This is a genomic window from Sorangium sp. So ce302 (genome assembly GCF_051530145.1).
Lineage (GTDB): Bacteria > Myxococcota_A > Polyangia > Polyangiales > Polyangiaceae > Sorangium > Sorangium cellulosum_B.
The window spans coordinates 4,257,086-4,280,636 of the sequence record NZ_CP150326.1 but is presented as its reverse complement, the minus strand read 5'-3'; the positions used below and the strand labels follow the sequence as shown (position 1 = coordinate 4,280,636).

Genomic DNA, 23,551 nt, shown 5'->3' with positions numbered 1-23,551 from the left:
GGAGGGCCCGAGCGGGTCACCTCGACTTCACGAGGGCGCCCGCGTCGCGCAGGACCGCGTCGATCCCGTCGTCGTTCGCCTCGTAGTAGCCGCGGATCACGCCCTGCTGGTCGACCAGCACGAGGCGCTCGCCATGGAAGATGCTGAAGAGGCCAGGGCTCGACTCCTTCTTGCCCATGGCGATCTTGAAGCCGTCGAGGACCGTCGATTCTATCTGATCGAGGGGGCCTGTCAGGAACGTCCAGCGCTCGAGCGGGAGCCGCTGCGACGCCGCGTAGGCCGCGAGCACCGCCGGGGTGTCGTTCTCCGGATCGACGGTGAATGTCACGAGATGGAGCGCGTCACCGAGATCGCGGCCTCGGCGCTCGATCTCGCTCATGCGCTGCGTGAGCTTGGGACAGACGGTCGGGCAGGTCGTGAAGATGAAGTCCGCGATCCACACGCGGCCCCGGAGCTGCTCCAGCCCGAACCGCGCGCCCCGCTGATCCGTGAGCTCGAAGGCGGGCAGAGGGATGCGGATCGCGGGCGTCTCCGCGGCCTGGCCGTGGAGCGCGCGCCCGGCGATCCCGATGGTGACGAGCACCACGAGCCCGACCAGCGCGAGGAGCGCGGCCCAGAACACCGGCGTGCCCACGAGCCCGCCGCGCCGGGGCCTCCCCACGTCGCCGCGGTCGGACGGAAATGATTGGCCGGTCGGCTCCGCAGGCGGCAGAGCGCCGCTCGCGTGGCGCGTGGGCTCCGTTGAGACCATCCGGTGACGCTTAAGGGCCTGTCGCCAGCGAGTCAAGGCGACGAGGCGCCGCTCAGGCGCCGATCATCAGCGCAGCGAAGAGGAGCACCAGGTAAACCATGGAGGCGAAGAAGACCTGACGCGCCCAGCGAGCGCCGGTGCCCGCGCGGAGACCGTAGACGCCGAGCCCGAAGAACGCGCCGCCGAGGAGGACCGCGGCGCCGAGGTAAACAGGGCCCGCCACGCCGAACGGCACGAACAGCACCGAGGACAGCGCGAGCAGCGCGAGGTAGCCGACGATGTGGCGCCGTGTCGTGAGATCGCCCTTCTCGAGCGGCAGCACCTTGAGCCCCGCGCGCTGGTACTCGTCCTGACGGAAGAGCGATATCGCGAGGAAATGCGGGATCTGCCAGAGGAACATGACAGCGAAGAGCAGGAAGCCGGGCGCGTCGATCTGCCCTGTGACGCTCGTCCACCCGAGCAGCGGCGGGATGGCGCCGGGGATCGCGCCGATCGGCAGCGACAGCGTCGTCCTGCGCTTGAGCGGGGTATAGACGAGGACGTAGCTGAGCAGCGCCGCCGCGGCGAGCACGCCCGTGGTCGCGTTCACCCCGATGAGCAGCACCGGAATCGAGGCGGCCGAGAGCGCGATCCCGAACCAGAGCGCCAGCTCCGGCGAAAGCCGCCGCGCCGGCAAGGGACGGCTCCGCGTCCGCTCCATCAGCAGATCGGTGTCGCGCTCGATGTACATGTTGAGCGCGTTGGCGCCGGACACGACGAGCACCGTCCCCAGCAACGCCAGCGCAAGCTGTGCCGGCGGCACCGCCGCGCGCTCGATCGCGGCCTCTCCCGCCAGTCCGGCGCGGAGATAACGGCTCGCGACCCACATGCCGCCGAGCATCGTCGCGACCACCATCCTCGTGATGCGCGGCTTGGTGAGGCTCACGAGATCGGCCGCTCCCTTGAGCAGCGGGCGCGCGCTCGTGGGGACCGCACAGCCGCCGCCCTCGGACGGCTCGGCCTGGCGAACGTAAGGGACCGGGGCGCGCTCGGCGGCCTGCTCGACGCTCATGGTCACGCGCGCACCTCGCTGCTGTGCCCGGCGCCCGCGCCGCGCGCTCGCGCGACATCCCCGAGGATCCCTCGTCTCGGGACAGCTGCACTGAAAAACGACGTCATCACCGGAGCGCGGGAGGCGGGAGAAAACAGCATCGGGGCCGGGAGACTAGCGCGCACAACACGGCTCGGGGAGTCGAGTTCGTCAGTTGTCGCCCGCCTCCCTTTAGGGCACGAGTCACCTTGCGGCAACCGTCGTGGCGTGCTCATCCGTTCTTTGCGCGTCGAGCGAGCCTGGAAAGGTCGCTCCACCGCGCAGCTCGCCGCCAGCCGGGCGGTCCGGGGCGGGTCGACGCCTGCTGCAGGCGCTGCCATGGATCTCACCAAAGACCCTTGAGCTCGTCCTTGTTTTCCGCCGGCTCAGGCTCGGTGCCGGCGTACGTGAACGCGACCTGGGCGGGCTTGTCGTCCGCGACCGTGACGTCGGCCGTCTTCAGGCCATGGTGGGGGTGCCACGCCTCGAGCTTGTACTTGCCGGCAGGGACCTTCTCGATCGTGAACGAGCCGTCATCGCCGCTCACGGCGAAGAACGGGTGATCCGTCACCACGACAAAGCCGCGCATCCACGGGTGGACGTCGCAGGTGAGCTTGATGATGCCGTCCTTCCACGCCTTCGTGAGCGGCGCGGCGCCCCCCGGCTGCGCCTGGTTGAACAGCGTCTCAGAGCCCTTGTAGGTGTGCACGTTGTGCAGCGTCCGGTCGCTGTTCTTGATGTCGACCTGCTGCTCGGAGACCACGCCCTGGATGCGCGGCACATACATGCAGTCCTGCTGGTCGACCACCGCGTGCGCGTCGGGCGCCTTCCAGCTGCCCGGCACGCCTCCGACCGCGATGCGGACGAAGGTGTCCTTGAGCTTGCCATCGTTGACGACAACAGCGTTGTACAGGACATCTTTGTCCTGGCAGACCGGGGCGTCCTTGCGCGCGGTGGGGACCTTCATCTCGACCGGCTTGCCGGTGAACTTGACGACCCCCTTGATGATCCCCTTGCCCGCGGGGGCAGCCGGGGCGGCCTCCTGCGCCGTGGCCTTCGGCGCTTCAGACCCCTGCGGGGCCGCGGCGGGCTTCTCGACCGAGGCCACCGGGGGCGTCGCCGTGGTGGCGGTCGCGGCCGTGCCGCCGCTGGGCCTCGAGGGCTCCTCGGGGCACCCTGCGAGCGCCAGCGCGGTGAGCGCGAGAGCAGAGAGCGAGGCGAGATCGCGACGATGCATGAGGACTCTCCCGCGCCACGCGAGCCTGGTTCGCGCCCCTCCGAGCCTGACCTGGCCTTTTTAAGGAGGGACCGTCTGGACCGGGCGGCGGCTCCCCCCGCGTCCTTCTGGCGAGCAGCGGGTGGCATGCCGCGCGCTGTTCTTCCGCACAGCGAGGGCGTGCTTAACGAGTGTCGTCGCTCGCGTCAACCTGACGCGCCGCCGGTGATGTCCGGTTTCCCGGCGCCCGGGAGCGAGCTCGAGGTGCGCTCGCGCTCGTTCGCGAGCATGGCCGCCCAGAAGCCGCGCTCGTCGCGGGCCACGAGCGCGATGCAGAGGGCGGCGATCACCAGCGACAGCGCGCCGAGCGGCACCTCCGGGGCGCTGCCCGCGACGAGCAGCAACGCGAGCGCGCCGCCCAGCGCCGGCAGCCGCGGCGGGGCGACGATCGCGAGCGCGACGACCACCACCGAGAGGGCGGCGACGAAGAGCTGCATCGAGAGCGGCACGACCGGAGCGGGGCGGGTGAGCAGCCGGTCGAGCGCGCGGCGGAAGAGCGCCTCGACGATGGATGCGTCGTCGGCGGCGCCCGCGAGCGCCGCCCGCGTGGCGAACAGCGCCGACGCGAGCGCCACCAGCGAGAGCGGGCTCACGAGGCGCGGCCGCGGCGGCTCGGCGTCACGCGGCCGCGCCTCGCGGCCCGCGCCGAGCGCGACCGTCGCCGCGAGCACGGCCAGCGCATCGAGCGCGAACGCGGCGGTCGCGACAGAGCTCGTCGCGCCGGCGAGCGCCTTCGAGCCGCGGTCGTTCGCCCAGACGGCCAGGAGGACGCCGGCGAGCCGCACGAGCGCGGAGGCGCCGACGAGCCCGAGCGCGGCCGCGACCGGCCGCACGAACGGGACGCGGAGCGCCTCCCACGCGCTGCCGAGCGCGAGGATCGCGGCGCTCACGCCGATGAGCGCGGCGGACAGATCGGGCACGCGCTGCACGGTCGCGTGCAGCACGACCAGGATGACGAAGCTGCCCGCGACGATCGCGCCGATCCGCAGCGCGTACGGGACGCGGCTCCGCACGACCGCGCTGATCAGCGCCATCGCGACCACGATGGCGCCGATCGCGAAGAGCTGCGAGGCGCCGGCGCCGGCGAGCTCGATCGTGTGGACAGCGCGCTCGATGCCCACCGCCAGGCCGACCATCGCCGGCGCGACCATGCGGCCGAGGATCATCGCGAGCAGGGCGAGGACGGCGAGTGGCCGGATGAGCGCGAGCACAGGCAGGCCGGCGAGCGGAGGCCGCCCGGCGGCGGAGGACCGGCGCTCTGCGGGCGGAGGCTCGCCGCCCTCCTCGCGACGGGGCGAGGCAGCGGTGTCCGGCGCGGCGGAGGGAGGAGGGCCTTTGGGTGGGAGATCGATGGTGAGGAGCATGAAGAACAGCGCCCGTCGCTCAGCCCTTGTCCCAGGCGCGGGGGGCTTCGAGATCCGTGAAGACCGCGGCGGTCGCCGAGGCGTCGATCAGGTCCTGCATCCGCTGGCCGCCGGCCTCCTCGACGATGCGATCGTCGTACTCGTCCGCGAGCACGGACAGATCCCGGAGGGCGACCAGGATCTCGTCGGCGTCGAGCGTCTCGCCGCCGAGGAGCGTGTGGACGATGACCACACACGAGCCCTGCGCGACGTAACCGAAGGCGCCGAAGCGGATGCGCGCGTTCAGGCGGAGCAGCTTCATCGCGAGGTCCGGCGTCATCTCGACGCCGCGGGCGAGCTGCGCGACGAGCCGCACGAGCGCGCGATCGGGCGCCCAGGGAAGGACATGAAGGTAGACGTACGCGGTCCCCTGGCGAACGACGTAGAACTGCGGCTCGACTCGGGTGAACGCCGGGGAATCCGCGAGCGCCGCCTCGATGCGCGCGTTGGTCACTCGAACGGCCTCGTCGGAATCCTTCGGCATGACGCGGAGAATACATCGCCGCGGTCCCGGTGCAGAGCCGGGACCTAACGCCTGAGCGGAAGCAGCGGACCTGGCGGCGCAGGCGCCCCCTCGTCGCCCGGGACGGGGCGCGGCCCCTTGCGCACAGGCGCCGGCTCGATCGGGGCGGCGCCGGAGGGCGCCTTCAGCAGGAACGGGCGGGCATTGCGGGTCGAGCACGCGTCGTACGGATCCCGGTGGAACTCCCAGTGAAGGTACACGTTGCCGTCCGGCGAGACGATCGCGTCCGGCGCCTTGCCGAACGGCGACGCGCGGTGCACCGAGTTCAGCGCGACGATGTCGAAGGCCGTCATCCCGCTCGGCCTCGTGACCCCGAGACGCACGACGCTGCCGCTGTCCTTGTTCAGGACGATCTCCACGTGCGTGACCCGGTTCTGGTTGAACGCGTGCCCGGAGGGCAAGCTCTCGAGCGACGCCAGGAACTCCTCCGCGAAGATCGGGTGGAGCCGGTTGTGGATCATGTTGATGTACGTCGCGAACGGCACCCGCGCGGCGTTGAGCGAGGTCTGGTTGCCGGGCTTGACCGAGGGATCGTAGTTCTCGATCGCGGCACGCCATTTCTTCCACTTGTCCGTCGTCTCCCACGAGCCCCGGTGCGCGCTCCTGCGGGAGGCGCCGTCCGAGGCCCGCTCCGCCCTGAGCTTCTCGTTGCCGACGGCCGCCTGCACGCCGGCCATGTCCAGGTTGAGGTTGGCCCCGCCGGGGAGCCCCGGCGCGCCGAGGCCGATCGAGCCGACGCGGACCGGGCTCTGGTAGGGCTGCGGCGTCGCCTTCTTGCCGGCCACGCGGCTCTTGCCGTCGCCGCCCGGGTTCGCCGGATTGAGGGTATAGCCGCCGCGCGCGCCGTCGATCACCTCGGGCGACGCCGGGCCGGAGCCGCCCGCGGCGCCCTTCTCCGGCGGCGGAAGCGCGGGAGAGGCCTGCGCGACGCGAGCGCCGCCGCTCGCGCCCGGCACGCTCGGGGGGGACGCCGCCCGGGAGGCCTGCGCTGCCTGCGCCGGCGACGCCGGGCTGTGGTGCTCCGCGCTCTCGCTCTCGGGGTTCCCCTCGCCGGGCGCGTGCTGCTCGTTGCCGGCGCGCTCCTCGCTGTGGCCGCTGTGATCGTGGTCGCTGTCGCCGACCCTGTCCGTCGGCGCCTTCGGCCCCGACGGCGTCCCGGGCGTCGGCTCGGGATCGTCCTGATCCTTCGAGCGGATCTGCGCCATGGTCTCCTCGTCGACCTTGTTGGCGTCGTCCGCGATCCGGTTCGCCTCGGGGTTGTCCTGCTGGTCCTTCTGGACGTGCTGGCGGACGGCGATCCGTTGATCCGCCGGCGGCAGCGGCGGCGGCGGCGCCGGCTGGACCGGTACGATCTTGGCCACCTCTTCCTTGGGCGGCTCAGGCTTTGGCGGCGCGGGCGGAGGCGCCTTCGCCTGGCGCGGTGGCTCAGCCTTCGGCGGCTTCCGCGGCGGGATCGTCGCCGCCTTGGTCGGCTCGGGCTTCGGCTGCTGCGGATCGGGCGTCGCGTCCTTGTCCGGCTCGCTGTCCGACGGTAACTCGGGCGGCGCGAGCGGGGCGGGGGGCGGCGTGAGCGCCGCGCCGTCGGTCAGGATCTCGAACGTCGTGTCGCCCGGCCGGAGGCCATCCCTCACCGCGTGGACCATCTGGCGGAGCTGGGCGCGATCCTCGATGACCTGCGCCACCTCGACGGCGCCGCCGCCGCCCGCCATGTGCGCCACGATCGCCGCGCAGATCCACAGGGCGAGCGGGATGTGGGCGTCACGCGACACGGCGCTCAACGCCTCCGCGCTGCAGAGGCCGCACCGCGCGACATGGCGCAGGCGTAACAGCAGCGAAAGACGGTCACCGGTGGCACCTCCAGACTCCGCGTGAACGACCTGCTCGAACAGTGCGCCGATGCGCCAAACGTACCCCGGAAGCGGTTCGAACCTAGCATCCAGGGATCAGCGCAGCAACGGTCGGCTCGCGCGCAGCCGCATCGTCCGCGCCGCGCCGCGCCGCGCGTGCGACGCGGTCCGCGGGAAGCAGCCCAGGGCGGGCACGCCGGCGCCCCGGCCGCGACCGCCCTCGGCGAGGCGCCCTGCGCCGTCGCGCCGGCGCCACGATCAGAGCTTGATGATCGCGTCCCAGTGATCCGCGATCTCCTGCGCCGTCCAGACGCCGCCCTCGTCCTTGAACTTCCCGGGGCTCTGGACGACCTTGTAAATGTACATCTGCGCACCGGCGACGGCGAGGACGTTGCCGGTCTTGTCGGCGCACAGGTCGGACGCGAGGAACAGCGCCGCAGGCGCCACGTGCGCCGGCGTCAGCGTGTCACCCGCCGATTGGAACATGGGCAGATCCTCCGTCAACCGGGTCTTGGCGATGGGCGCGATCGCGTTGACGGTGATCCGTTGCTTCTGCAGCTCGATCGCGGCGGTGCGGGTGATGCCGTAGATGCCGGCCTTGGCAGCCGCGTAGTTGGCCTGCCCGAAGTTGCCGAGCATCCCGGAGACGCTCGTTGTGTTGACGATCCGCCCTCCCCCGCCCTGCGCGACCATCTGCTTCGCAGCGGCCTGCGTGCAAAGGAACGTCCCCTTCAGGTGAACGGCGATGACGGCGTCCCACATGCCCTCATCCATCTTGAGGAGCGTCTTGTCGCGGACGATTCCCGCGTTGTTCACCAGGATGTCGACCCGGCCGAACGCATCGACAGCGGTCTTCACGATCTTCGCCGCGCCCTCGGGGGTCGCCACGCTGTCGAAGCTCGGCGCGGCCTGCCCGCCCGCGGCCTTGATCTCCTCCGCGACCTGCGCCGCCATCGCGTCGCTCGAGCCCGATCCGTCGCGCGTCCCGCCGAGGTCGTTGACGACGACCTTCGCGCCCTCCCGGGCGAACAGCAGCGCTTCCTCGCGGCCGATCCCGCCGCCGGCTCCCGTGATGATCGCGACCTTTCCGTCGAGCAAGCCCATCGCAGATTCCTCCTGATCCGCGCGCCGGCGCGGTGCGCCGTGCCGTTTTCGCGCGGAGCTTCGCACGGCGGGCCTCGGCCCGGGCACACATTCGTGCGCGCAGGCGCGCGCAACGCAATCGAGCGAGGGCCGAGCGAGCGCCGAGCGACGGTGCGCGCGAGCGAGCCCGTCCGGCCAGGGCGACGGCCGCTCGCCCGAGCGCCCGCGCCGCTTCTTTGGCCGATCGAGCGCGGCAGTGATAACGCCGCCTTCGATGCAACTGCCCAGCCGCCTTTCCACGTCGACCCTGGGAGACCTGCTCGGCGCGCTGCACCGCGAGAAGACCACCGGGCTCCTGGAGCTCTGCGAGCTCCGGACGCCGAGCGGCTCGACGGTGCCGGGCCGCCAGCACCGGATCCAGCTCTTCTCCGGCCTCGTCACGGCCGTCGAGACGCCGCTCCGGGTGCCCCGCCTCGGCGAGATCCTCGCGAAGGAGGGCTCCGCGCCCGAGCCGTCGATCCAGCGGCTCGCCGCGCTCGTCGCCGCGCACCGGGGGCGCCGGACCGGCGAGGTGCTCGTGGCGGCGGGGCTCATCCCGGCGACCGCGGTCGACCGCGCGCTCCGGATCCAGCTCCGCGCGCGCCTCGAGGCGCTCTTCAGCATCGAGGAGGCGACCATCTGCTTCCACACGGCGAGGCCCCTCGCCGGGTCGCTGCGGCAGACCGGCCCGCTCCCGCCGAGCGATTTCCTCCACGGCCGCCCGCGCGCGCGGGATCGGCAGCGGCGCGCCGGCTCGTCGGCGCGCGCCGCGCACAGCGGGCCGGCGGGCGCGCCGCCGCGCGCCGCTCGGGCGGACGAGCCGCGCCGCCGGGCGCTCGATGTGATGGGCCTGCGCGAGGGCGCGACCGAGGCCGAGATCCGCCGCGCATTCCGCCGCCTGGCCGCGTCCCTGCACCCCGACCGCGCCGCGCACGCCGGCGACGGCGCCCAGCGCACCGCGCGGTTCGCCGAGCTCTCGGCCGCCTACCACCTGCTCGTCGCCTGACCGCCTACACCCGGCCCACGAGGCGCTCGATCAGGAACGACGCCACGGTGATCGGCTTGGTGCCCGGGCCGAAGCCAGCGTCGAAGCCGAGCTCGACGGCCAGGTTGTGATCGATGCGCGGGCCGCCGAGCAGCAGGATCACCTTGTCCCGGAAGCCCTGGCGCGTCGCCAGGTCGACGAGCGCCGCCGCGTTCTCCTTGTGGCAGTTCCGCTGGGTGATCACCTGCGAGACCAGGATCGCGTCCGCGCCGAGCGCCTTGGCCTTCTCGCAGAGCTCGGCGTTCTCGACCTGCGCGCCGAGGTTGTGGGCGTCGAAGCACTTGAAGCTCTCGAGCCCCTTCTCGCCAGCAAACCCCTTGTAGTTCAGGATGGCGTCGATGCCCACCGTGTGCGCGTCGCTGCCCGTGCAGGCCCCGACGACCACGATCTTCCGGCCGAGCTTCTTCGCCTGCGCCTCGATGTCGTCCCGCGTGAGCGGCTGGGCGGCGAGCTCCTGGACCTCGATGTCCGAGAGGTCGACCCCGTGCTGGGAGTGCCCGTAAACGACGAAATACGTGTGCTCCCGGCTGGCCTGCTCCATCGCCGTGACCAGCGGCTCGCGCAGGCCGTGCGACTCGGCAAAGCGCTTCGCCGCCTCGCGCGCGCGGTCGCCCGGCAGGACGCGGAGCGTGAACGACATCTGGACCATCCCGTCCCCCTCTCGGTCGCCATACGCACGCAGGATGTTTCGCAGTGTCATGCTCACCTCTGTCTACAGCCAGGGGGCCGAAAGAGCCCATCCATCGTTGACAGTATCGCCATGCGGCGCCGCGCGGCCAGCGCGATCGAGGGGGCGAGAGCGCGCTTCTTCCATGCTTCCACGCTTCCACGCTTCAGCCATGCTTCGGCGCACAGAAGATGCCAAGTCAGGAAGAATGTCTTCCGGCGCGCTGACGCTCCGGCCCTCTCGGAGGTTGTCCTGGGAATCCCGTCCTTCGCGGCGCGCCCGAAGCCCGAAGGCCCTCGACCGGGACGGCGCAGCAGGCCGGGGCTACGACCGCTCCAGGACCTCGAGGATCGGGTTCAGGTACTCCGGGTGGCGCGCGACGACCCCCGAGTACCCCTTCCCCCCGGTGCGCGTGCGCTTGACGTCGCCGAACGCGCCGCGCCCGATGGCGTCCCAGACGGTCTCCTGCTCGACCTCCCGCAGCAGCTCGTGCGCCTTGTCGAGGACCTCGCGGGCGCGCCGCTCGACGATGCCGCCCGGCTTCCACTGGATCTCGTCGCCGAGGTGCCGCGCCGCGGTGAAGATGTAGCGGGCGCTCTTCAGCGAGAGATACCGGTCCATGAGGAGCGGTGTGTGGACCGCCTCGCTGAACATCCCGAGCAGCTCGATCGACTGGCCGGTCGTGATCCCGACCAGGTTGAACATCGCGTCGTGGACGTGGCTGTGGAAGATGTCGCCTGTCTTGAACTTGGTGGGCGGCATCCACTTGATCGGGTGCCGGTCGAAGATCTGCCGGACGAGCTGGGCCTGGGCGAGCTCGAAGAGGAGGCTGTCCTCGAGCCAGGGGTCGATCTCGAAGGCGTGGCCGAGGCCCATCTGCTCCTCGCGGAGGCCCGCGCGCCGCGCGAACGCCTCGTTGATGAACTGCGACGCGAGCACCGTATGGGCCTTCTCGACCGCGTCGGCGGTCGTGAGGTAGTTGTCCTCTCCCGTGTTGATGACGATGCCGCTCCTCGCGATGATCCTGCGGGAGAAATACTGATCGATGAACGTCCGCTGCATGTTGATGTCGCGGAACAGGATCCCGTACATCGCGTCGTTGAGCAGCATGTCGAGCCGCTCCACCGCCGCCATCCAGGCGATCTCGCTCATGCAGAGGCCGGACGAGTAGTTCGTCTGCGCGAGGTAGGTGCCGGTGTCGCGGGTCGCCTCGTCGGTGGCGCGGCGGATGATCCTGAAGTTCTCCTGGGTCGCGTACGTGCCGCCGTATCCCTCGGTGGTCGGCCCCTCCGGGACGTAGTCGAGGAGCGACTGGGCGGTCGCGCGGATCACGGCGACGATGTCGGCGCCGGCGAACCCGGCGGCCTTGGCCTGCACGGCGTCGTCGTAGATGTTGCCCGTCGCGACGATGACGTACTTGAGCGGCGCGACGCCGACCCGGTGCGCCGCCTTGTTGGCCTCGCGCTCGTCGCGGGCCCCGTCGATCCGGGCGATCGCCTCCCGCGTCGCGGCCTCGAGCGCGCCGCGCGCCTCGGCCGCGGAGGGCCCCGCGCCGAGGTCGGCCGCCTCGCTGAACGCCAGCATCTCCGCGGCCTCCTGCACGGAGCCGGCGCCCTCGTAGAGCGCCCGGCCGAGGTGGTACGCGACGCCGCGGCCGGCTTGCCCCGCCCTGTGGATGCGATCGACGAGCGCGTTCACGAGCGGCGTCCCCTCGGCGTCGGCGCCGACCACGCCGTAGGCGCGGGCGACGGTGCGCTCGACGCCGACCGTTGTGTGGCGGTCGATGAAGCGCTGCACCTCGTCGGCGATGTCGGCGGCAAACGCGCGGCACGCCTCCACCTTTTCCTGCTCCACGGGGACAGTCGTCATGGATTTCTCCGGGGCAAACGGTCTTAGCGCACTCTCACCGCGGCCGGTACTCCGGCGCAGGAACCATGGCGGAGCATGGAACAGCCGGCCTCGCGGGACTCAGCGGCGGCCGATGACGGCGCGGCGCGGTGTGCGATGACGGCGCTCGGCGGCGACGCCGGCGGCGGGCGGCCCCACGCGTGCGCGGCGCGGCGGGCGGCGCTAGACGACGGGGGTCATGGGCAAGCTCATCCTGCTCTTCACGGCGCTCCCGATCCTGGAGCTCTGGCTCCTCCTGTCGATCGGCGACGTCATCGGCTTCTGGCCTACCGTGGCGATCGCGCTCGGGACGGCGGTCCTCGGCGCAGCGCTCGCGAAGCGCGAGGGGCTCAAGGTGCTCGCCTCGTGGCGCGGCGCGATGGCCGCGGGGCGCGTCCCGGACGAGGGGCTCACGGGAGGGCTCCTCGTGCTCCTCGGGGCGGCCCTGCTCGTCACGCCGGGGGTGCTGACCGACGTGGCAGGGCTCCTGCTCCTGCTCCCGCCGGTGCGCCGCCGCATCGCGGCGGCGGTGCGGGAGCGGTTCGAGCGGCGGGTGGCCGCGGCGAGCGCCGCCGGCATCGGTGTTGGCGGCCCCGGCGACGGCGCGTTCTTCAGCATGAGGGTCATCGACCTGAGCGGCGGACCGTTCGGCGAGCGCGCCGAGGGGCGCGCTCGCGCGTCCCGCGGGCAACCGGCGTCATGGCAGGTCATCGACGTCGATGCGGAGGTGACCGAGGGCGCGGACGACGATGAGGCCGGCGGGCCAGAGCGGACGACGCGACGGCTGCCCGGCTGACACCCCGATGTCATCGATGCCCCGGCGAACGCATGCGCGCTCGCGCTGCCCGGAGCACCAGCGACTCTCACCCACGACACCCGAACACCGGCGTCAGGAGCTCGGCGAGACACGCGAGCGACGACGCAGGACAACGATTCACGTCCGAGCTGCACGACTGAAACGACAAAGAAACAGAGCGCATTGTAGGCTCATCAACGTCGTCGGCGCAGCCCGACATCCCAGGAGAAACGACATGAAGATCTGAACCTGTCCAACATGACGCAACAACGCACAACGACACCAACGCAGCAACCTCTATGAAAGATCCAACTCGAACCTCGATCCCATCGACCCGGCCGCGCCGCCCCGGCAGCAGCGCGAAGAACGATCCTGGCACGACGTCCAGCCCTGAACAGCGCCGACGCGCTCGCCTGAACGCCCGGCGGGCGGTGCTCCAGCGGCCCCGCCGCACGCGCTCGCGGAGGGTGCCCAGATGAGGCTCATCAAGTCGATGGCCGGCTGGCTCCTCGGGTACGTCGATCCACGGGAGCCGCTCGGCAGCTCGCTCATCAACGCTCTTTCCCGGCTCCCCATCCACCTCGCCGCGGACGCCGTATGCCTCCGGAGGAACGCGGACTCTGGCGCCCTCGAGGTGCTCCTGACACAGCGCGGAGCGTCGGCGGCAGGCGCTGGAGAGTGGTGCTGCCCCGGCAGCGTCCTCTCGCCGGGCGAGCAGCCCGAGCACGTCTTCCACCGGGTCGGGATGACGATCTCCGACTTCACGTTCGTCGGCGACTACTTCTCGGCCGCCGCGCGCGGCTGGATGCTCTCCCGGGTCCATCAGGCGAAGCTCGCCGAGGTCCCGGCGACGGGCACCTGGTGGCCAGTCGAGCAGCTGCCGAACAACCTGGTACCCAAGCACCGGGAGCTGGTCATCCCGATGGCGGTCAAGGCCTTCCACGCCCAGCGCGCGAAGCGCTCGCAGAAGGTCGCCAGCGCGCCGCTCACGTGAGGACCCGCGCGGGGGCCTAGCGCCGCCGCGGCGCAGTCGACGGGCGCCCCGCTCAAGGCACATCTCGCACGCTCGCTTTGAGAGGCGCCTGCGGGATCAAAGGAGATGTGCGATCATTCCCCCTTCAGGGTACGGCCATCTCCAGAGCCAGCAGCTCGATGCAGCGCTGCGGTCGTCCGTCTATGCTGCTCCGGGCGAGCGCGGCGCGTGACTGGCGCCTGACTCTTCAAGGACAGAGCATGTAGCGCCCGGACACACCAGGAAAGGAAGCGTGGGGGGGCCGCGCCGTCGGTCCGCGCGCGCCCTGCACGGCCGGCCGCTATGGTTCGCGCGCCGCTTGCGTTACGCTGCGTGGTACGGCTGTGGATCCCCGCGGCGGCGCTCTCCGCGGGTGATTCCGCACGGACATGGAAGACATGACGGTCGACAAGACAGCTCTCATCGTGGGAGGAACGGGCCTCGTCGGCGGCCACTGCCTGCGCCTCCTCGTGCAACAGCCAGCGTACACGAAGGTCGTCGCCCTGCTCCGCCGCCCGGCCCCGATCGAGGATGCGCGGCTCTCGCAGCGCATCGTCGACTTCGACCGGCTCGAAGGCGCGGACTTCGCCGGCGTGAGCGACGTGTTCTGTGCGCTCGGGACGACGATCGCCAAGGCCGGCTCCGAAGAGGCCTTCTACGAGATCGATTATCGCTACCCCATCACCGTCGCCAGGCTCGCCGAGAAGGCCGGGGTGAAGCAGTTCGTCCTGGTCTCCTCCGTGGGCGCCGACCCGCGCTCGACCAGCTTCTACCTGCGCGTGAAGGGCGAGCTCGAGCAGGAGCTCTCGGCGGCGAGCTTCGCGGCGGTCCACGTCCTCAGGCCGAGCCTGCTCCTCGGCGAGCGGGGCGAGGTCAGGAAGGGCGAGGCCATCGGCGTCGCGGCGGCGCAGACGCTCCGGTTCACGATGAAGGGCGGCCTGCGCAGGTACCGGCCCATCGACGCGAGGACCGTCGCCGGCGCGATGGTCGCCGCCGCGCTCGACGGGCGCAGCGGTCGCCACGTCTATCACTTCGACGACATGGAAGCGCTCGCCAAGGGCATCGGCGTCGTCCAGGCCTGATCACCGCCATGGCGCCGCCACCCACCGGGCGACGCAAGCGCGCGAAAATGCTAGGGCTCTCGGCAGGCACGGCGCTCGCTCGATGACGCCGCCATGGTCCTCGCTGAACGCCCCTCGCCGATCGTGACCGAGCGCCTCGCCCCCTCCCCGCTGCGCCCGCCGGAGAGCCCGCCGCCGTCGCTCGACGCCGTGCTCGCGGAGCGGTTCGGCATCGCCGCGTTCCGGCCGTGGCAGCGCGAGGCGATCGAGGCCCTGCTCGGGGGCGCGGGGCGCGTCCTCGTGGTCGCCCCGACCGGCGGCGGCAAGTCGCTCTGCTACCAGCTCCCGGCCGTCGCCCTGCCCGGCACGGCGCTCGTCCTGAGCCCGCTCATCTCCCTGATGGAAGATCAGGTCCGCGCCCTCGAGGCGCGCGGCATCCCGGCGACGTTCATCGCGTCCAGCCTCGCGCGCGAGGAGAACGGCCGCCGCCTCGCCGCCCTCCGCCGCGGCGAGTACAAGCTCGTCTACGCCGCGCCCGAGCGCCTCGCCCTCGACGGGTTCCTCGAGGCGCTCGCCGCGTGCCGCCTCTCGCTCGTCGCCGTCGACGAGGCGCACTGCATCGTCCAGTGGGGGCACGACTTCCGGCCCGACTACCTGCGCATCGGCGCCGCGCTCGCGCGGCTCCGGCCGCCCCGGGTCCTCGCCTGCACCGCGACGGCGACCCCCGACGCGCGCGACGAGATCATCCGCCGGCTCGGCTGGCCGCTGCCCGCGCCCGAAGGCGCGGGCGACGGCGGCGGCGATGCGGTGAGCGGGCGCGGCCCCGAGGAGCCGCCGCCCAAGGTGATCCTGCGCGGCTTCGCCCGGCCCAACCTCCACCTGCAGGTCTCCGCGGTCGACGGCCCGCGCGAGGCCGGGCGCCGCACGGCGCGCGCGCTGCTGGAGGCCCTCGGCGATCCCGGCCGGCCCCGCGGGGCGGGCATCGTCTACGCGGCCACCCGCAAGGGAGCCGAGCGCCTCGCCGAGGCGCTCCGCGACGGCGGCTGGAACGCGGAAGCGTACCACGCCGGGCTCGCCCCCGAGTCCCGCGCGCGCATCTCGGCGGGCTTCGCCGATCGCAGCCTCTCCGTGGTCGTGGCCACGAACGCCTTCGGCATGGGGATCGATCGCCCCGACGTCCGCCTCGTCGTGCACGCCCAGCCGCCGTCGTCGATCGAGGCGTACTACCAGGAGGTCGGCCGCGCCGGGCGGGACGGCGCCCCGGCCCGCGGCCTCCTCTTGTTCGCGCCCGCGGACATCGCGCTGCGCCGCCGGCTCTGCCAGCTCGGCGAGGGGGGCGTCGAGGCGAGCGCCGACGACGCCGCGCGCGCCTGGGGGCTGTTCCGCGAGCTGCTCCGCTACGTCGACGCCGCGACGTGCCGGCACGACTTCATCCTCCGCTACTTCGGCGACGAGGCAGAGTCGCTCGGCGGCTGCGGCCACTGCGACGTCTGCCTGGAGGTCGACGCCCTCGAGGCGAGCGACCCGGCCGCGCTCGCCCGCGACAACGACCTCGTGCGCCGCGCGCTCGCCGGCGTCGCGCGGGTGAAGGGCGGCGCCGGGATGCAGGCGGTCGCGTCGATGCTGATCGGCGAGTCGAACGAGCGCGTCCGACGCATGGGGCTCGACCGGCTCTCGACGTTCGGCGTCCTCGAGAGGAAGAGCCACGACGAGGCGATGTCGATCCTTCGCGCGCTGCTCGCCAACGCGTGGATCGATCTCACGACCGGCGAGTTCCCCGTCCCCCTCATCACGCCGGCGGGCTGGCGCGTGATGCGCGGAGACGTGCCCGCGCGGGTGCGGCTCCCGGTCCCCGCCGCGCGCCGGCGGCCGCGCCGCGCGGCGCCGGGCCCGTCCGCCGCGCGCTCGCCGGCGGCCGCGCCCTCCCCGCGGGCGCGCACGCAGCCGGCCCCGCAGGCGCTCTCGTCCGCCGCGACCCACGACGACGCGGCGCGCCCTGCGCCGGGCGCCCCCCTCCCCGCCTCGCGCGCGCAAGCGGAGCCCGGCGTCGAGCTAGAGGAGCGCGACGTGCCGCTGTTCGAGGCGCTCCGGGCCCACAGGGCCGCGCTCGCGAAGGAGAAGTCGCTGCCCGCCTACGTCATCGCGCACGACCGGACGCTCCGGGAGATCGCGCGGATCCGGCCCGCGTCGCTCGACGACCTCGCGCTCGCACGCGGCATGGGGCAGGCGAAGATCTCGAGCTACGGGGAGGGCATCCTTCGCGTCGTCCGGGAGTTCTCGGGCCCCTGATCGGCCCGGGACCTCAGGCGAGACCCGTGACGCGGAGCTCCGCGATGAGCTGGCCATCCAGGCTGACGAAGGTCGTCAGGCGCCCCTCGACGTTGATGAACACGTCGAGCATCAGGCCCGCGCCGAGATCCAGGACATGGAGGTCACCCTTGAGGACAACCGTCGGGGCCTCGCCTCCCCTCGGCGGCCGTCTGGGTTCCCTCTCCATGGCCTTCTTCGAGTTCATGCCCGCCTCCGCCCACCGGCCCATCCGCGCCCAGGACCGCCGCCGCACGCCGCGCGGTCGACCCGGATGCGACCACACGCGCGAGGCAGCCCGCCCGCCGGCCACCACGTCAAGCGCGTTCCATGCCGTGCTCGCACGGCTGGAGTGATCCTTCCCTTCACGCAGCCCCCTTTCTCGCCCGCTCCTCACCCGGCCGGCGATGCCTTCATTTCATGGGATCGGCTTCACAGGAAGGTGCGAAGTTCAGCGAGGATCGGACTTTTGTTCCCTGCTTCCCATCCTCCCGATCGAGGCGGGCAACCCCGGTCGAGCTGGGCAGCCACGATCCCTCACCTCTCCCTCGCCCAGGACGAGAGCGACGCTGCCGCGCCCACCGAGACCCGGCCCGAGGCGAGCACCGGTCCCAGCGCTGGCTGCTCCACGAGCAGCGCCTCGACCCGCAGCAGCGCCGGCAGGTAGACGACCTCCCGCGCGAGGCCGCCGCCCCGGTGGACACGCGCCGCGATGCGCAGGGCGTCCCCCGTGGAGCGCGCGCCGCGCGCCTCGAGGAGCCGCGCGGTCTCGACGAAGCCCGCGCCGCGCTCGACGCTCCGCGCGGCGAGGTGGCGCAGCCCGAGCTCGATCCGGCGGGCGCCGACCAGGTACCCCGCGGCGCGCTCTCGCGCGAGCGCCCAGCCCTCCTGATCGTCGCCCCCGTTCGCGGTCCCGATCGCGAAGATCCCGAGCGGGCGCGCCGCGGCGCGCACGCTGGGCGCCGCGTGCCCCTCGATCTCGTGGAGCACCGTGCGCTCGACGTCGTCGCGCGTGAGCATGCGCCCCCGCGCGACCTGGATCACCCCGTCGCCCGTCGCGGCGAGCGGCGCGATGTCGGCGATCACGACCCGGAGGGGCAGGCGCCACTCCCCGATCTCGCGGCGCATCCGCGACACGAGCGACCGGGGCGAGCGCGCGTCATCGCTCCGCACCCGCTCCTCGTCGCTCGACGCGGCGCCCGCCTCCTGCTCGACCCAGGCCGCGGCGAGCGCGTCCGCCTGCTCGTCGAACGCGTCGCGCGCGGCGTAGCGGCGGCGCGCGGCGGCCCAGCACCCGGCCCCGCCCGCGGCCTCGCAGATGGCGGCCTCCGCGGCGAGCTCGCTCGCGCGGCCGGCGTAGACCGCGCCGAGCTCGCCCTGCCCGACGAGGCGCTCGGCCGCCGCCTCCATCGCCTTCCGGAGATCGCTGTGGTCCTGCGCGGGCGCGTAGGCGAACCGCGGGAGCTCCCCGCCGCTCCGAGCCCAGGAGGCGGCGAGCCGCGCGAGCTCCTCGACGAGGTTCACCGGCGTGCTCGACCCGACGACGCGGATCCGCCGCGCCGCGGCGCCGAGGAGCCGATCCGCGTCCGGCACCCACGCCGGAGGCGCCGGCCGCTCGGCCGATCTAGCTCGAGGACGCCGTGCCACGGCCCGCCGCTCCTTCCAAAGACGCCCCCGCCCCGTGTGCCCCTGCTCCGTGAGAGCGCCGCGCGCCCGGTGCCACCCGCCTCAGAGCAGGTTCGCCGCGAGCTCCGCGAGCTCGCTGCGCTCGCCCTTGGCGAGCACCACGTGACCCGCGATGCGCTCGCGCCTGAACCGCTCCGCCACCACGAGCAGGCCGTTCGACGCGTGGTCCACGTACGGGTTGTCGATCTGCTGAGGGTCGCCGGTCAGCACGATCTTGGTCCCCTCGCCGCACCGCGTGATGATCGTCTTCACCTCGTGCGGGGTGAGGTTCTGGGCCTCGTCCACGATGAGGTACTGGTGCGGCAGGCTGCGCCCCCGGATGTAGGTCAGCGGCTCGACCTGGATCTGCCCGCTCTCCAGGAGCTCCACGAAGCCGCGCGCGTCGCGCCCCGGCCTCGTGCCGCCGTTCGAGAACAGGAACTCGAGGTTGTCGAAGATCGGCTGCATCCACGGGTTCAGCTTCTCGTCCACGTCGCCCGGAAGGAAGCCCAGATCGCGCCCGAGCGGCATGATCGGCCGGCTCACGAGCAGGCGGCTGTAGGCGTTGTCCTCGGTCGTCCGCTTGAGCGCCGCCGCGAGCGCGAGGAGCGTCTTGCCCGTCCCGGCCTTGCCGATCAGCGTGATCAGCCGGACCGAATCGTCGAGCAGGAGGTCCAGCGCGAACGCCTGCTCCTTGTTGCGCGGCCGGACCCCCATCACCCCCTCCCGCCCGACGCGAAGCGCGACGATCTGCCCGCGCGCCGCGTCGAACCGGCCGAGCGCCGTGTGGCTCGGCGCCCCCGCGTCGCGGAGCAGCACCGCAGAATTCGGCAACAAATCCGCGAGGTTGGCGCCGGCGAGAAAGCCGTTCTGGAAGAACGCGTCGACCTCGGCGCCGGGCACCTCGAGCTCCACCACCGACTGCTCGATGGCCGGGTCGTGCACCCGCTGGTTCTCGTACGTCTCCGCCGGGATCCCGAGCGCGTCGGCGCGGATCCGGAGGTTCGTGTCCATCGTCACGAAGATGGTCGGCCGATCCTTGTGCCGATCGCGGATGTCGATCGCCGTCTGAAGGATAGCGTTGTCCTGCGATCCGGACTCCAGCCCCACGAGCAGCTCCGGCCGCCGCTCCGGGATCGCGATCCGCAGCGTTCCGCCGCTCTCGAGCAGCACCCCGGTCGCGAGCGTCCCGGCGCCGCGGACCTCGTCGAGCAGCCGGGCGATCGTCCTCGCGTTGCGCCCGCGCTCGGAGCCCTCCCGCTTGAACTGATCGATCTCCTCGATCGCGTAGATCGGGATGATGACGTCGTTGTCCTCGAACCTGAAGATCGCGTGCGGATCGTGGAGGAGGACGTTCGCGTCGAGAACGTAATTCTTCTTCATGGGGGAGCGGGACGACGTAGCCGCCTGAAGCGACGGGCGCAAGAGAGCTGTTGTGCCGCCCGCGCCTGGCTGTCGTCACGCGCGCGGTCACGCGTTGACCCATGCATCGGCGCGGGCCTCGCCCGGACATCTGGAGAATACCGACCTTCGACTCGGCCGGATCTGGAACATACAGTCGTCGCGTCGTCCCCGTCGACTCCCAGCCGGCCCGTCGTCGTCAGAGATCGATCCGGTAGTCCTTGATCTTGTAGAGCAGCGCCCGGTGGCTGATCTCCAGCACCTCGGCCGCCTTGGTCCGGTTGCCCTTCGTCTTCTGGAGCGCGCGGCGGATGAGGATCTCCTCGATGACGCGGGACGTCTTCTTGATCGACAGCTCGCCGCTCGTCAGCTGCATCTGGATCGGATCGCGCGCCTCGCGGATCCGCTCGGGCAGGTCGGCCTCGCCGATGCGCTCGCCCTCGCAGAGCACCATGGCGCGCTCGACGGTGTTCTCCAGCTCCCGCACGTTGCCCGGCCAGCGGTACTCCAGGAGCAGCCGCCTCGCCTCGGGCTCGAAGCCGCGGATGTTGATGCCGAACCGCGCGTTGTTCCTCGCGAGGAAGTGATCCATGAGGATCGGGATGTCCTCCCGCCGCTCGCGGAGCGGAGGGATCGCGATCGGGAGCACGTTGATCCGGTAGAAGAGGTCCTCGCGGAACCGGCCGGCCTGCGTCTCGGCCATCAGGTCGCGGTGGGTCGCCGCGAGGATGCGGACGTCGACCTTGATGTCCTTGCTGTCCCCCAGCCGGCGGAGCGTCTCCTCCTGGAGCACCCGGAGCAGCTTCACCTGCAGCGGGAGCGGCAGCTCGCCGATCTCGTCGAGCAGCAGCGTGCCGTGGTTCGCCTGCTCGAACAGCCCCGCCCTGTCGTTCACCGCGTCGGTGAACGCGCCCCGCTTGTACCCGAAGAGCTCGCTCTCCAGCAGGTTCTCCGGGATGGCGCCGCAGTTGACCGCGACGAACGGACCGCCGCGGCGGCTCGACCGCCGGTGGATCGCCCGGGCCACGAGCTCCTTGCCGACGCCGCTCTCGCCCGTGATGAGCGCCGTGGTCTTGTAGTCGGCGACCTTCGCGATCGTCTTGAAGATCACCTGCATCGGCGGGCTCTTCGCGAGGATCTCCTCGAAGAGGTTCTCCCGCCGGATCTCCTGGCGCAGCACGCGGTTCTCGCGGCGGAGCGCCTCCCGCTCCTCGGCCTTGCGGAGCGTGAGCAGCACCTCCTCGGCCTTGAACGGCTTCTGGAGGTAATCGTAGGCGCCCGCCTTCATCGCCTCGATCGCCAGGTCGACGTTGCCGTAGGCGCTCATCACGATGACCGTGGCCTCGTTGCCCTTGGCCTTCAGCGTCGCCAGCAGATCGAGCCCGCCCATCCTGGGCATCCGCACGTCGGTCAGGATGACGTCGGGCCCGAACGTCTCGACCATCGCGAGCGCCTCCTCGCCGCTCGAGACCGCCTCGACTTCGTAGCCATCCCGCTTGAGGAAGGTGCGCACCACGAGGCGCAGGTTTTCTTCGTCGTCAACGACTAGGACACGGCGCATACACCCTGAAAACTTTTCCTACACCGGCGCGCACCACTCCGCAACGAGTTGCGTCTTTGCCCCTGCCGCAGCCTGTCATCCGCGGTGTTTGGGAGTCGGGCGCAGCGCGTGCGGGCTCCTGGCGGGCGAGCTCTGCGAACGTCGCCGCGCACCACGCGAACGCCCCTGCGCGACGCGGAATGCGCGTGCGCGGCGACGGCGCTTCGCGGCGCTCGCGGCACGCCGGGACGACGCGGTGGTGGCAGTTGACGCGGCCCGCGCAGGCTGCTTTAGCGGCGACACGCGCAGGGAACCAGCTGGGGCCCGAGAGGCCTCGATCCTGCACGCCGGAGCGGCTTTCGCGGACAGGACCGCGCCCCTTAATTCGATCGCGTGAGGAGCCAGGGCATGAGGATGAAGGATCGTCTGGTCGACCAAGCAAAGAAGCTCACCTCGTCGGGCGTGGTCGTCCGTGTCGTCAGCAACGATCGCGTGATGCGGCTCGCCACGGGGGTCATGGACGCGAAGAACCGCCTGCGCGCCGCCCGGGAGCGGGCCGCGGAGGCCTGGGACATCCTGCTCAACGGGCACGCGCTCCCGAACATCGATCCCGCGCTCGACGACGAGGCCGGCGTCCACGTGGCGACGCCGTCCCGCGCGGCGGCCCGCCAGCCCGCCGCGCCCGGCGCGGGGGGCGCGGGGCTGTCCGTCGTGGAGGACACGGCGAGCAGCGACGCGCTGCGCGAGCGTACCGCCGAGCGCGCCGCCGCCCGCACACACGTGAACGGCGTGGGCTCGAACGGCGCCGGCACCTACGTGGCCGCGGCGGCCGAGCAGCAGCTCGCGACGCAGATGGCGGCGCGGACGTCGCTGTCGCGGATCGGCGGGCGCGACGTGTTCGAGAAGGCGTACAAGTTCATGACCGCGGACAACGCCCGCGCCATGGGCGTCTACCCCTTCTTCCGCCCGCTCGACTTCAACAACGGCCCCGAGGCGCAGCTCGAGGGCCGGACCGTGATCATGCTCGGCTCGAACAACTACCTCGGGCTGACGACCCACCCGAAGGTGCGGGAAGCCGCGCGGAACGCCATCGACAAATACGGCACCAGCATGACCGGCTCGCGGCTCGTGAACGGGTCGATGCGCCTCCACAACGAGCTCGAGCAGAAGCTCGCCGCCTTCCACGGCAAGGAGGCGGGGCTCGTGTTCACGACGGGCTATCAGGTGAACATCGCGACCATCTCGGCGCTCCTCAGCAACAAGCGGAGCGTCGCGATGATCGACAAGGACGATCACGCATCCATCTACGACGGCGTGCGGCTCGCGCAGGCGGCCGGCGCCCGGATGGTGCGCTACAAGCACAGCGATCCCGCCGCGCTCGACAGCGCGCTCTCCGAGCTCGCCGACACCGAGGGCGCCCTCGTGATCACCGACGGCGTCTTCAGCGCCCAGGGCGAGATCGCGAGTCTGCCCGGGATCGTCGAGGTGGTGAAGAAGCACAAGGCGCGGCTCCTCGTCGACGACGCGCACGCGCTCGGCGTCATCGGCCCCGGGGGCCGCGGCACCGCCGCGCACTTCGGCCTCGAGAAGGAGGTCGACCTCATCGGCGGCACCTTCTCGAAGTCGCTCGCCTCGATCGGCGGCTGGCTCGTCGGTGAGCGAAAGGTGCTCGATTATATTCAGCATTTTGCCTACAGCTTCCTCTTCGCGGCGAGCGCCGCGCCGCCCTGCGTGGCCGCCGCCATGGCCTCGCTGGAGGTCATGCAGGAGGAGCCCTGGCGCCAGGAGAAGCTCCGCGAGAACTTCACGTACATGCGCACGGAGCTGCAGCGGCTCGGCTTCGAGCTCGGCAAGACCGAGACGGCCGTCATCCCCATCTACATCCGCGACGATCTCAAGACCGTGATGATGTGGAAGTCGCTCCTCGACGACTACTCGCTCTACGTGAATCCGTTCATCACGCCCGGCGTCCCGCCCAAGCAGCAGGTCCTCCGCACGAGCTACATGGCGACCCACGAGCGCAAGCACCTCGATCACGCGCTCGAGGCGTTCGAGAAGGTCGGCAAGAAGTTCGGCGTCATCTGAGCCGGTGAGCCGGTGAGCCGGTGAGCCGGTGAGCCGGTGAGCCGGTGAGCCGGGAGGAGCGCCCTCCGGGCCCGCTCCCCGCGCTCGACGTGAT

19 protein-coding genes are annotated in these 23,551 nt (G+C 71.9%); 6 read left to right on the top strand and 13 right to left on the bottom strand.

The genetic code is table 11. The features are described 5' to 3' along the window. Positions 1 to 16 precede the first annotated feature (16 nt). From WME73_RS16370 to WME73_RS16340, 7 genes are all read right to left on the bottom strand, one after another. A complete protein-coding gene (locus WME73_RS16370) occupies positions 17 to 751 on the bottom strand; it encodes an SCO family protein (protein WP_437746381.1) in 735 nt (244 codons plus the stop codon). Between the two features lie 52 nt (positions 752 to 803). Next, a complete protein-coding gene (cyoE, locus tag WME73_RS16365) occupies positions 804 to 1,802 on the bottom strand; it encodes a heme o synthase (protein WP_437917398.1) in 999 nt (332 codons plus the stop codon). 364 nt (positions 1,803 to 2,166) lie between these two features. After that, a complete protein-coding gene (locus WME73_RS16360) occupies positions 2,167 to 3,057 on the bottom strand; it encodes a carboxypeptidase regulatory-like domain-containing protein (protein ID WP_437916297.1) in 891 nt (296 codons plus the stop codon). Positions 3,058 to 3,242: 185 nt separating this feature from the next. Beyond that, positions 3,243 to 4,460: a hypothetical protein gene (locus WME73_RS16355; RefSeq protein ID WP_437746379.1), complete on the bottom strand. Its 1,218-nt coding sequence runs from the start codon at positions 4,458 to 4,460 to the stop codon at positions 3,243 to 3,245. 19 nt (positions 4,461 to 4,479) lie between these two features. Continuing rightward, positions 4,480 to 4,983: a T3SS (YopN, CesT) and YbjN peptide-binding chaperone 1 gene (locus WME73_RS16350; RefSeq protein ID WP_012235526.1), complete on the bottom strand. Its 504-nt coding sequence runs from the start codon at positions 4,981 to 4,983 to the stop codon at positions 4,480 to 4,482. A 44-nt stretch (positions 4,984 to 5,027) separates the two neighbouring features. Next, entirely contained in the window at positions 5,028 to 6,791 is a 1,764-nt protein-coding gene (locus tag WME73_RS16345) for a hypothetical protein (RefSeq protein ID WP_437916296.1), read from the bottom strand. 336 nt (positions 6,792 to 7,127) lie between these two features. Then, positions 7,128 to 7,973 (bottom strand): SDR family NAD(P)-dependent oxidoreductase, encoded by an 846-nt coding sequence (locus WME73_RS16340; protein WP_437746377.1) that lies wholly within the window; start codon positions 7,971 to 7,973, stop codon positions 7,128 to 7,130. A 253-nt stretch (positions 7,974 to 8,226) separates the two neighbouring features. Between WME73_RS16340 and WME73_RS16335 the strand changes: the two genes are divergently transcribed. Further along, a complete protein-coding gene (locus WME73_RS16335; protein ID WP_437746376.1) occupies positions 8,227 to 8,997 on the top strand; it encodes a J domain-containing protein in 771 nt (256 codons plus the stop codon). Positions 8,998 to 9,001: 4 nt separating this feature from the next. Here the strand turns inward: WME73_RS16335 and WME73_RS16330 are convergent, their stop codons facing one another. Both WME73_RS16330 and WME73_RS16325 read right to left on the bottom strand, forming a co-directional pair. Then, positions 9,002 to 9,736, bottom strand: a complete 735-nt coding sequence (locus tag WME73_RS16330) for an OAM dimerization domain-containing protein (protein WP_437916295.1) — start codon at positions 9,734 to 9,736, stop codon at positions 9,002 to 9,004. Positions 9,737 to 10,027: 291 nt separating this feature from the next. Then, the gene (locus WME73_RS16325; protein WP_437746374.1) at positions 10,028 to 11,572 is read right to left on the bottom strand and encodes a lysine 5,6-aminomutase subunit alpha; all 1,545 of its coding nucleotides are present in this window, start codon (positions 11,570 to 11,572) and stop codon (positions 10,028 to 10,030) included. Between the two features lie 217 nt (positions 11,573 to 11,789). Here WME73_RS16325 and WME73_RS16320 point away from each other — a divergent pair, with 217 nt between their 5' ends. The 4 genes from WME73_RS16320 (at position 11,790) to WME73_RS16305 (ending at position 16,748) form a co-directional block, all read left to right on the top strand. After that, the gene (locus WME73_RS16320) at positions 11,790 to 12,386 is read left to right on the top strand and encodes an FxsA family protein (RefSeq protein ID WP_437916294.1); all 597 of its coding nucleotides are present in this window, start codon (positions 11,790 to 11,792) and stop codon (positions 12,384 to 12,386) included. Between the two features lie 475 nt (positions 12,387 to 12,861). Beyond that, positions 12,862 to 13,380, top strand: a complete 519-nt coding sequence (locus WME73_RS16315; protein ID WP_437916293.1) for an NUDIX hydrolase — start codon at positions 12,862 to 12,864, stop codon at positions 13,378 to 13,380. Positions 13,381 to 13,787: 407 nt separating this feature from the next. Then, positions 13,788 to 14,480 (top strand): oxidoreductase, encoded by a 693-nt coding sequence (locus WME73_RS16310; RefSeq protein WP_437299912.1) that lies wholly within the window; start codon positions 13,788 to 13,790, stop codon positions 14,478 to 14,480. A 93-nt stretch (positions 14,481 to 14,573) separates the two neighbouring features. Continuing rightward, positions 14,574 to 16,748, top strand: a complete 2,175-nt coding sequence (locus WME73_RS16305) for a RecQ family ATP-dependent DNA helicase (protein WP_437916292.1) — start codon at positions 14,574 to 14,576, stop codon at positions 16,746 to 16,748. A gap of 13 nt (positions 16,749 to 16,761) precedes the next feature. On the opposite strand, the gene WME73_RS16300 is transcribed toward WME73_RS16305, so the two are convergent. The 4 genes from WME73_RS16300 to WME73_RS16285 form a co-directional block, all read right to left on the bottom strand. Continuing rightward, complete coding sequence (locus tag WME73_RS16300; RefSeq protein WP_437746370.1) at positions 16,762 to 16,974, bottom strand: hypothetical protein; 213 nt, start codon at positions 16,972 to 16,974, stop codon at positions 16,762 to 16,764. 329 nt (positions 16,975 to 17,303) lie between these two features. Then, on the bottom strand, positions 17,304 to 18,413 hold the full coding sequence (locus WME73_RS16295) for a tyrosine/phenylalanine carboxypeptidase domain-containing protein (protein ID WP_437916291.1): 1,110 nt from the start codon (positions 18,411 to 18,413) through the stop codon (positions 17,304 to 17,306). A gap of 81 nt (positions 18,414 to 18,494) precedes the next feature. Then, positions 18,495 to 19,814: a PhoH family protein gene (locus WME73_RS16290; RefSeq protein ID WP_437872263.1), complete on the bottom strand. Its 1,320-nt coding sequence runs from the start codon at positions 19,812 to 19,814 to the stop codon at positions 18,495 to 18,497. A 217-nt stretch (positions 19,815 to 20,031) separates the two neighbouring features. After that, the gene (locus tag WME73_RS16285; RefSeq protein WP_437746367.1) at positions 20,032 to 21,393 is read right to left on the bottom strand and encodes a sigma-54-dependent transcriptional regulator; all 1,362 of its coding nucleotides are present in this window, start codon (positions 21,391 to 21,393) and stop codon (positions 20,032 to 20,034) included. Between the two features lie 387 nt (positions 21,394 to 21,780). Here WME73_RS16285 and WME73_RS16280 point away from each other — a divergent pair, with 387 nt between their 5' ends. After that, the gene (locus tag WME73_RS16280) at positions 21,781 to 23,457 is read left to right on the top strand and encodes an aminotransferase class I/II-fold pyridoxal phosphate-dependent enzyme (protein ID WP_437746366.1); all 1,677 of its coding nucleotides are present in this window, start codon (positions 21,781 to 21,783) and stop codon (positions 23,455 to 23,457) included. Positions 23,458 to 23,551 lie beyond the last annotated feature (94 nt).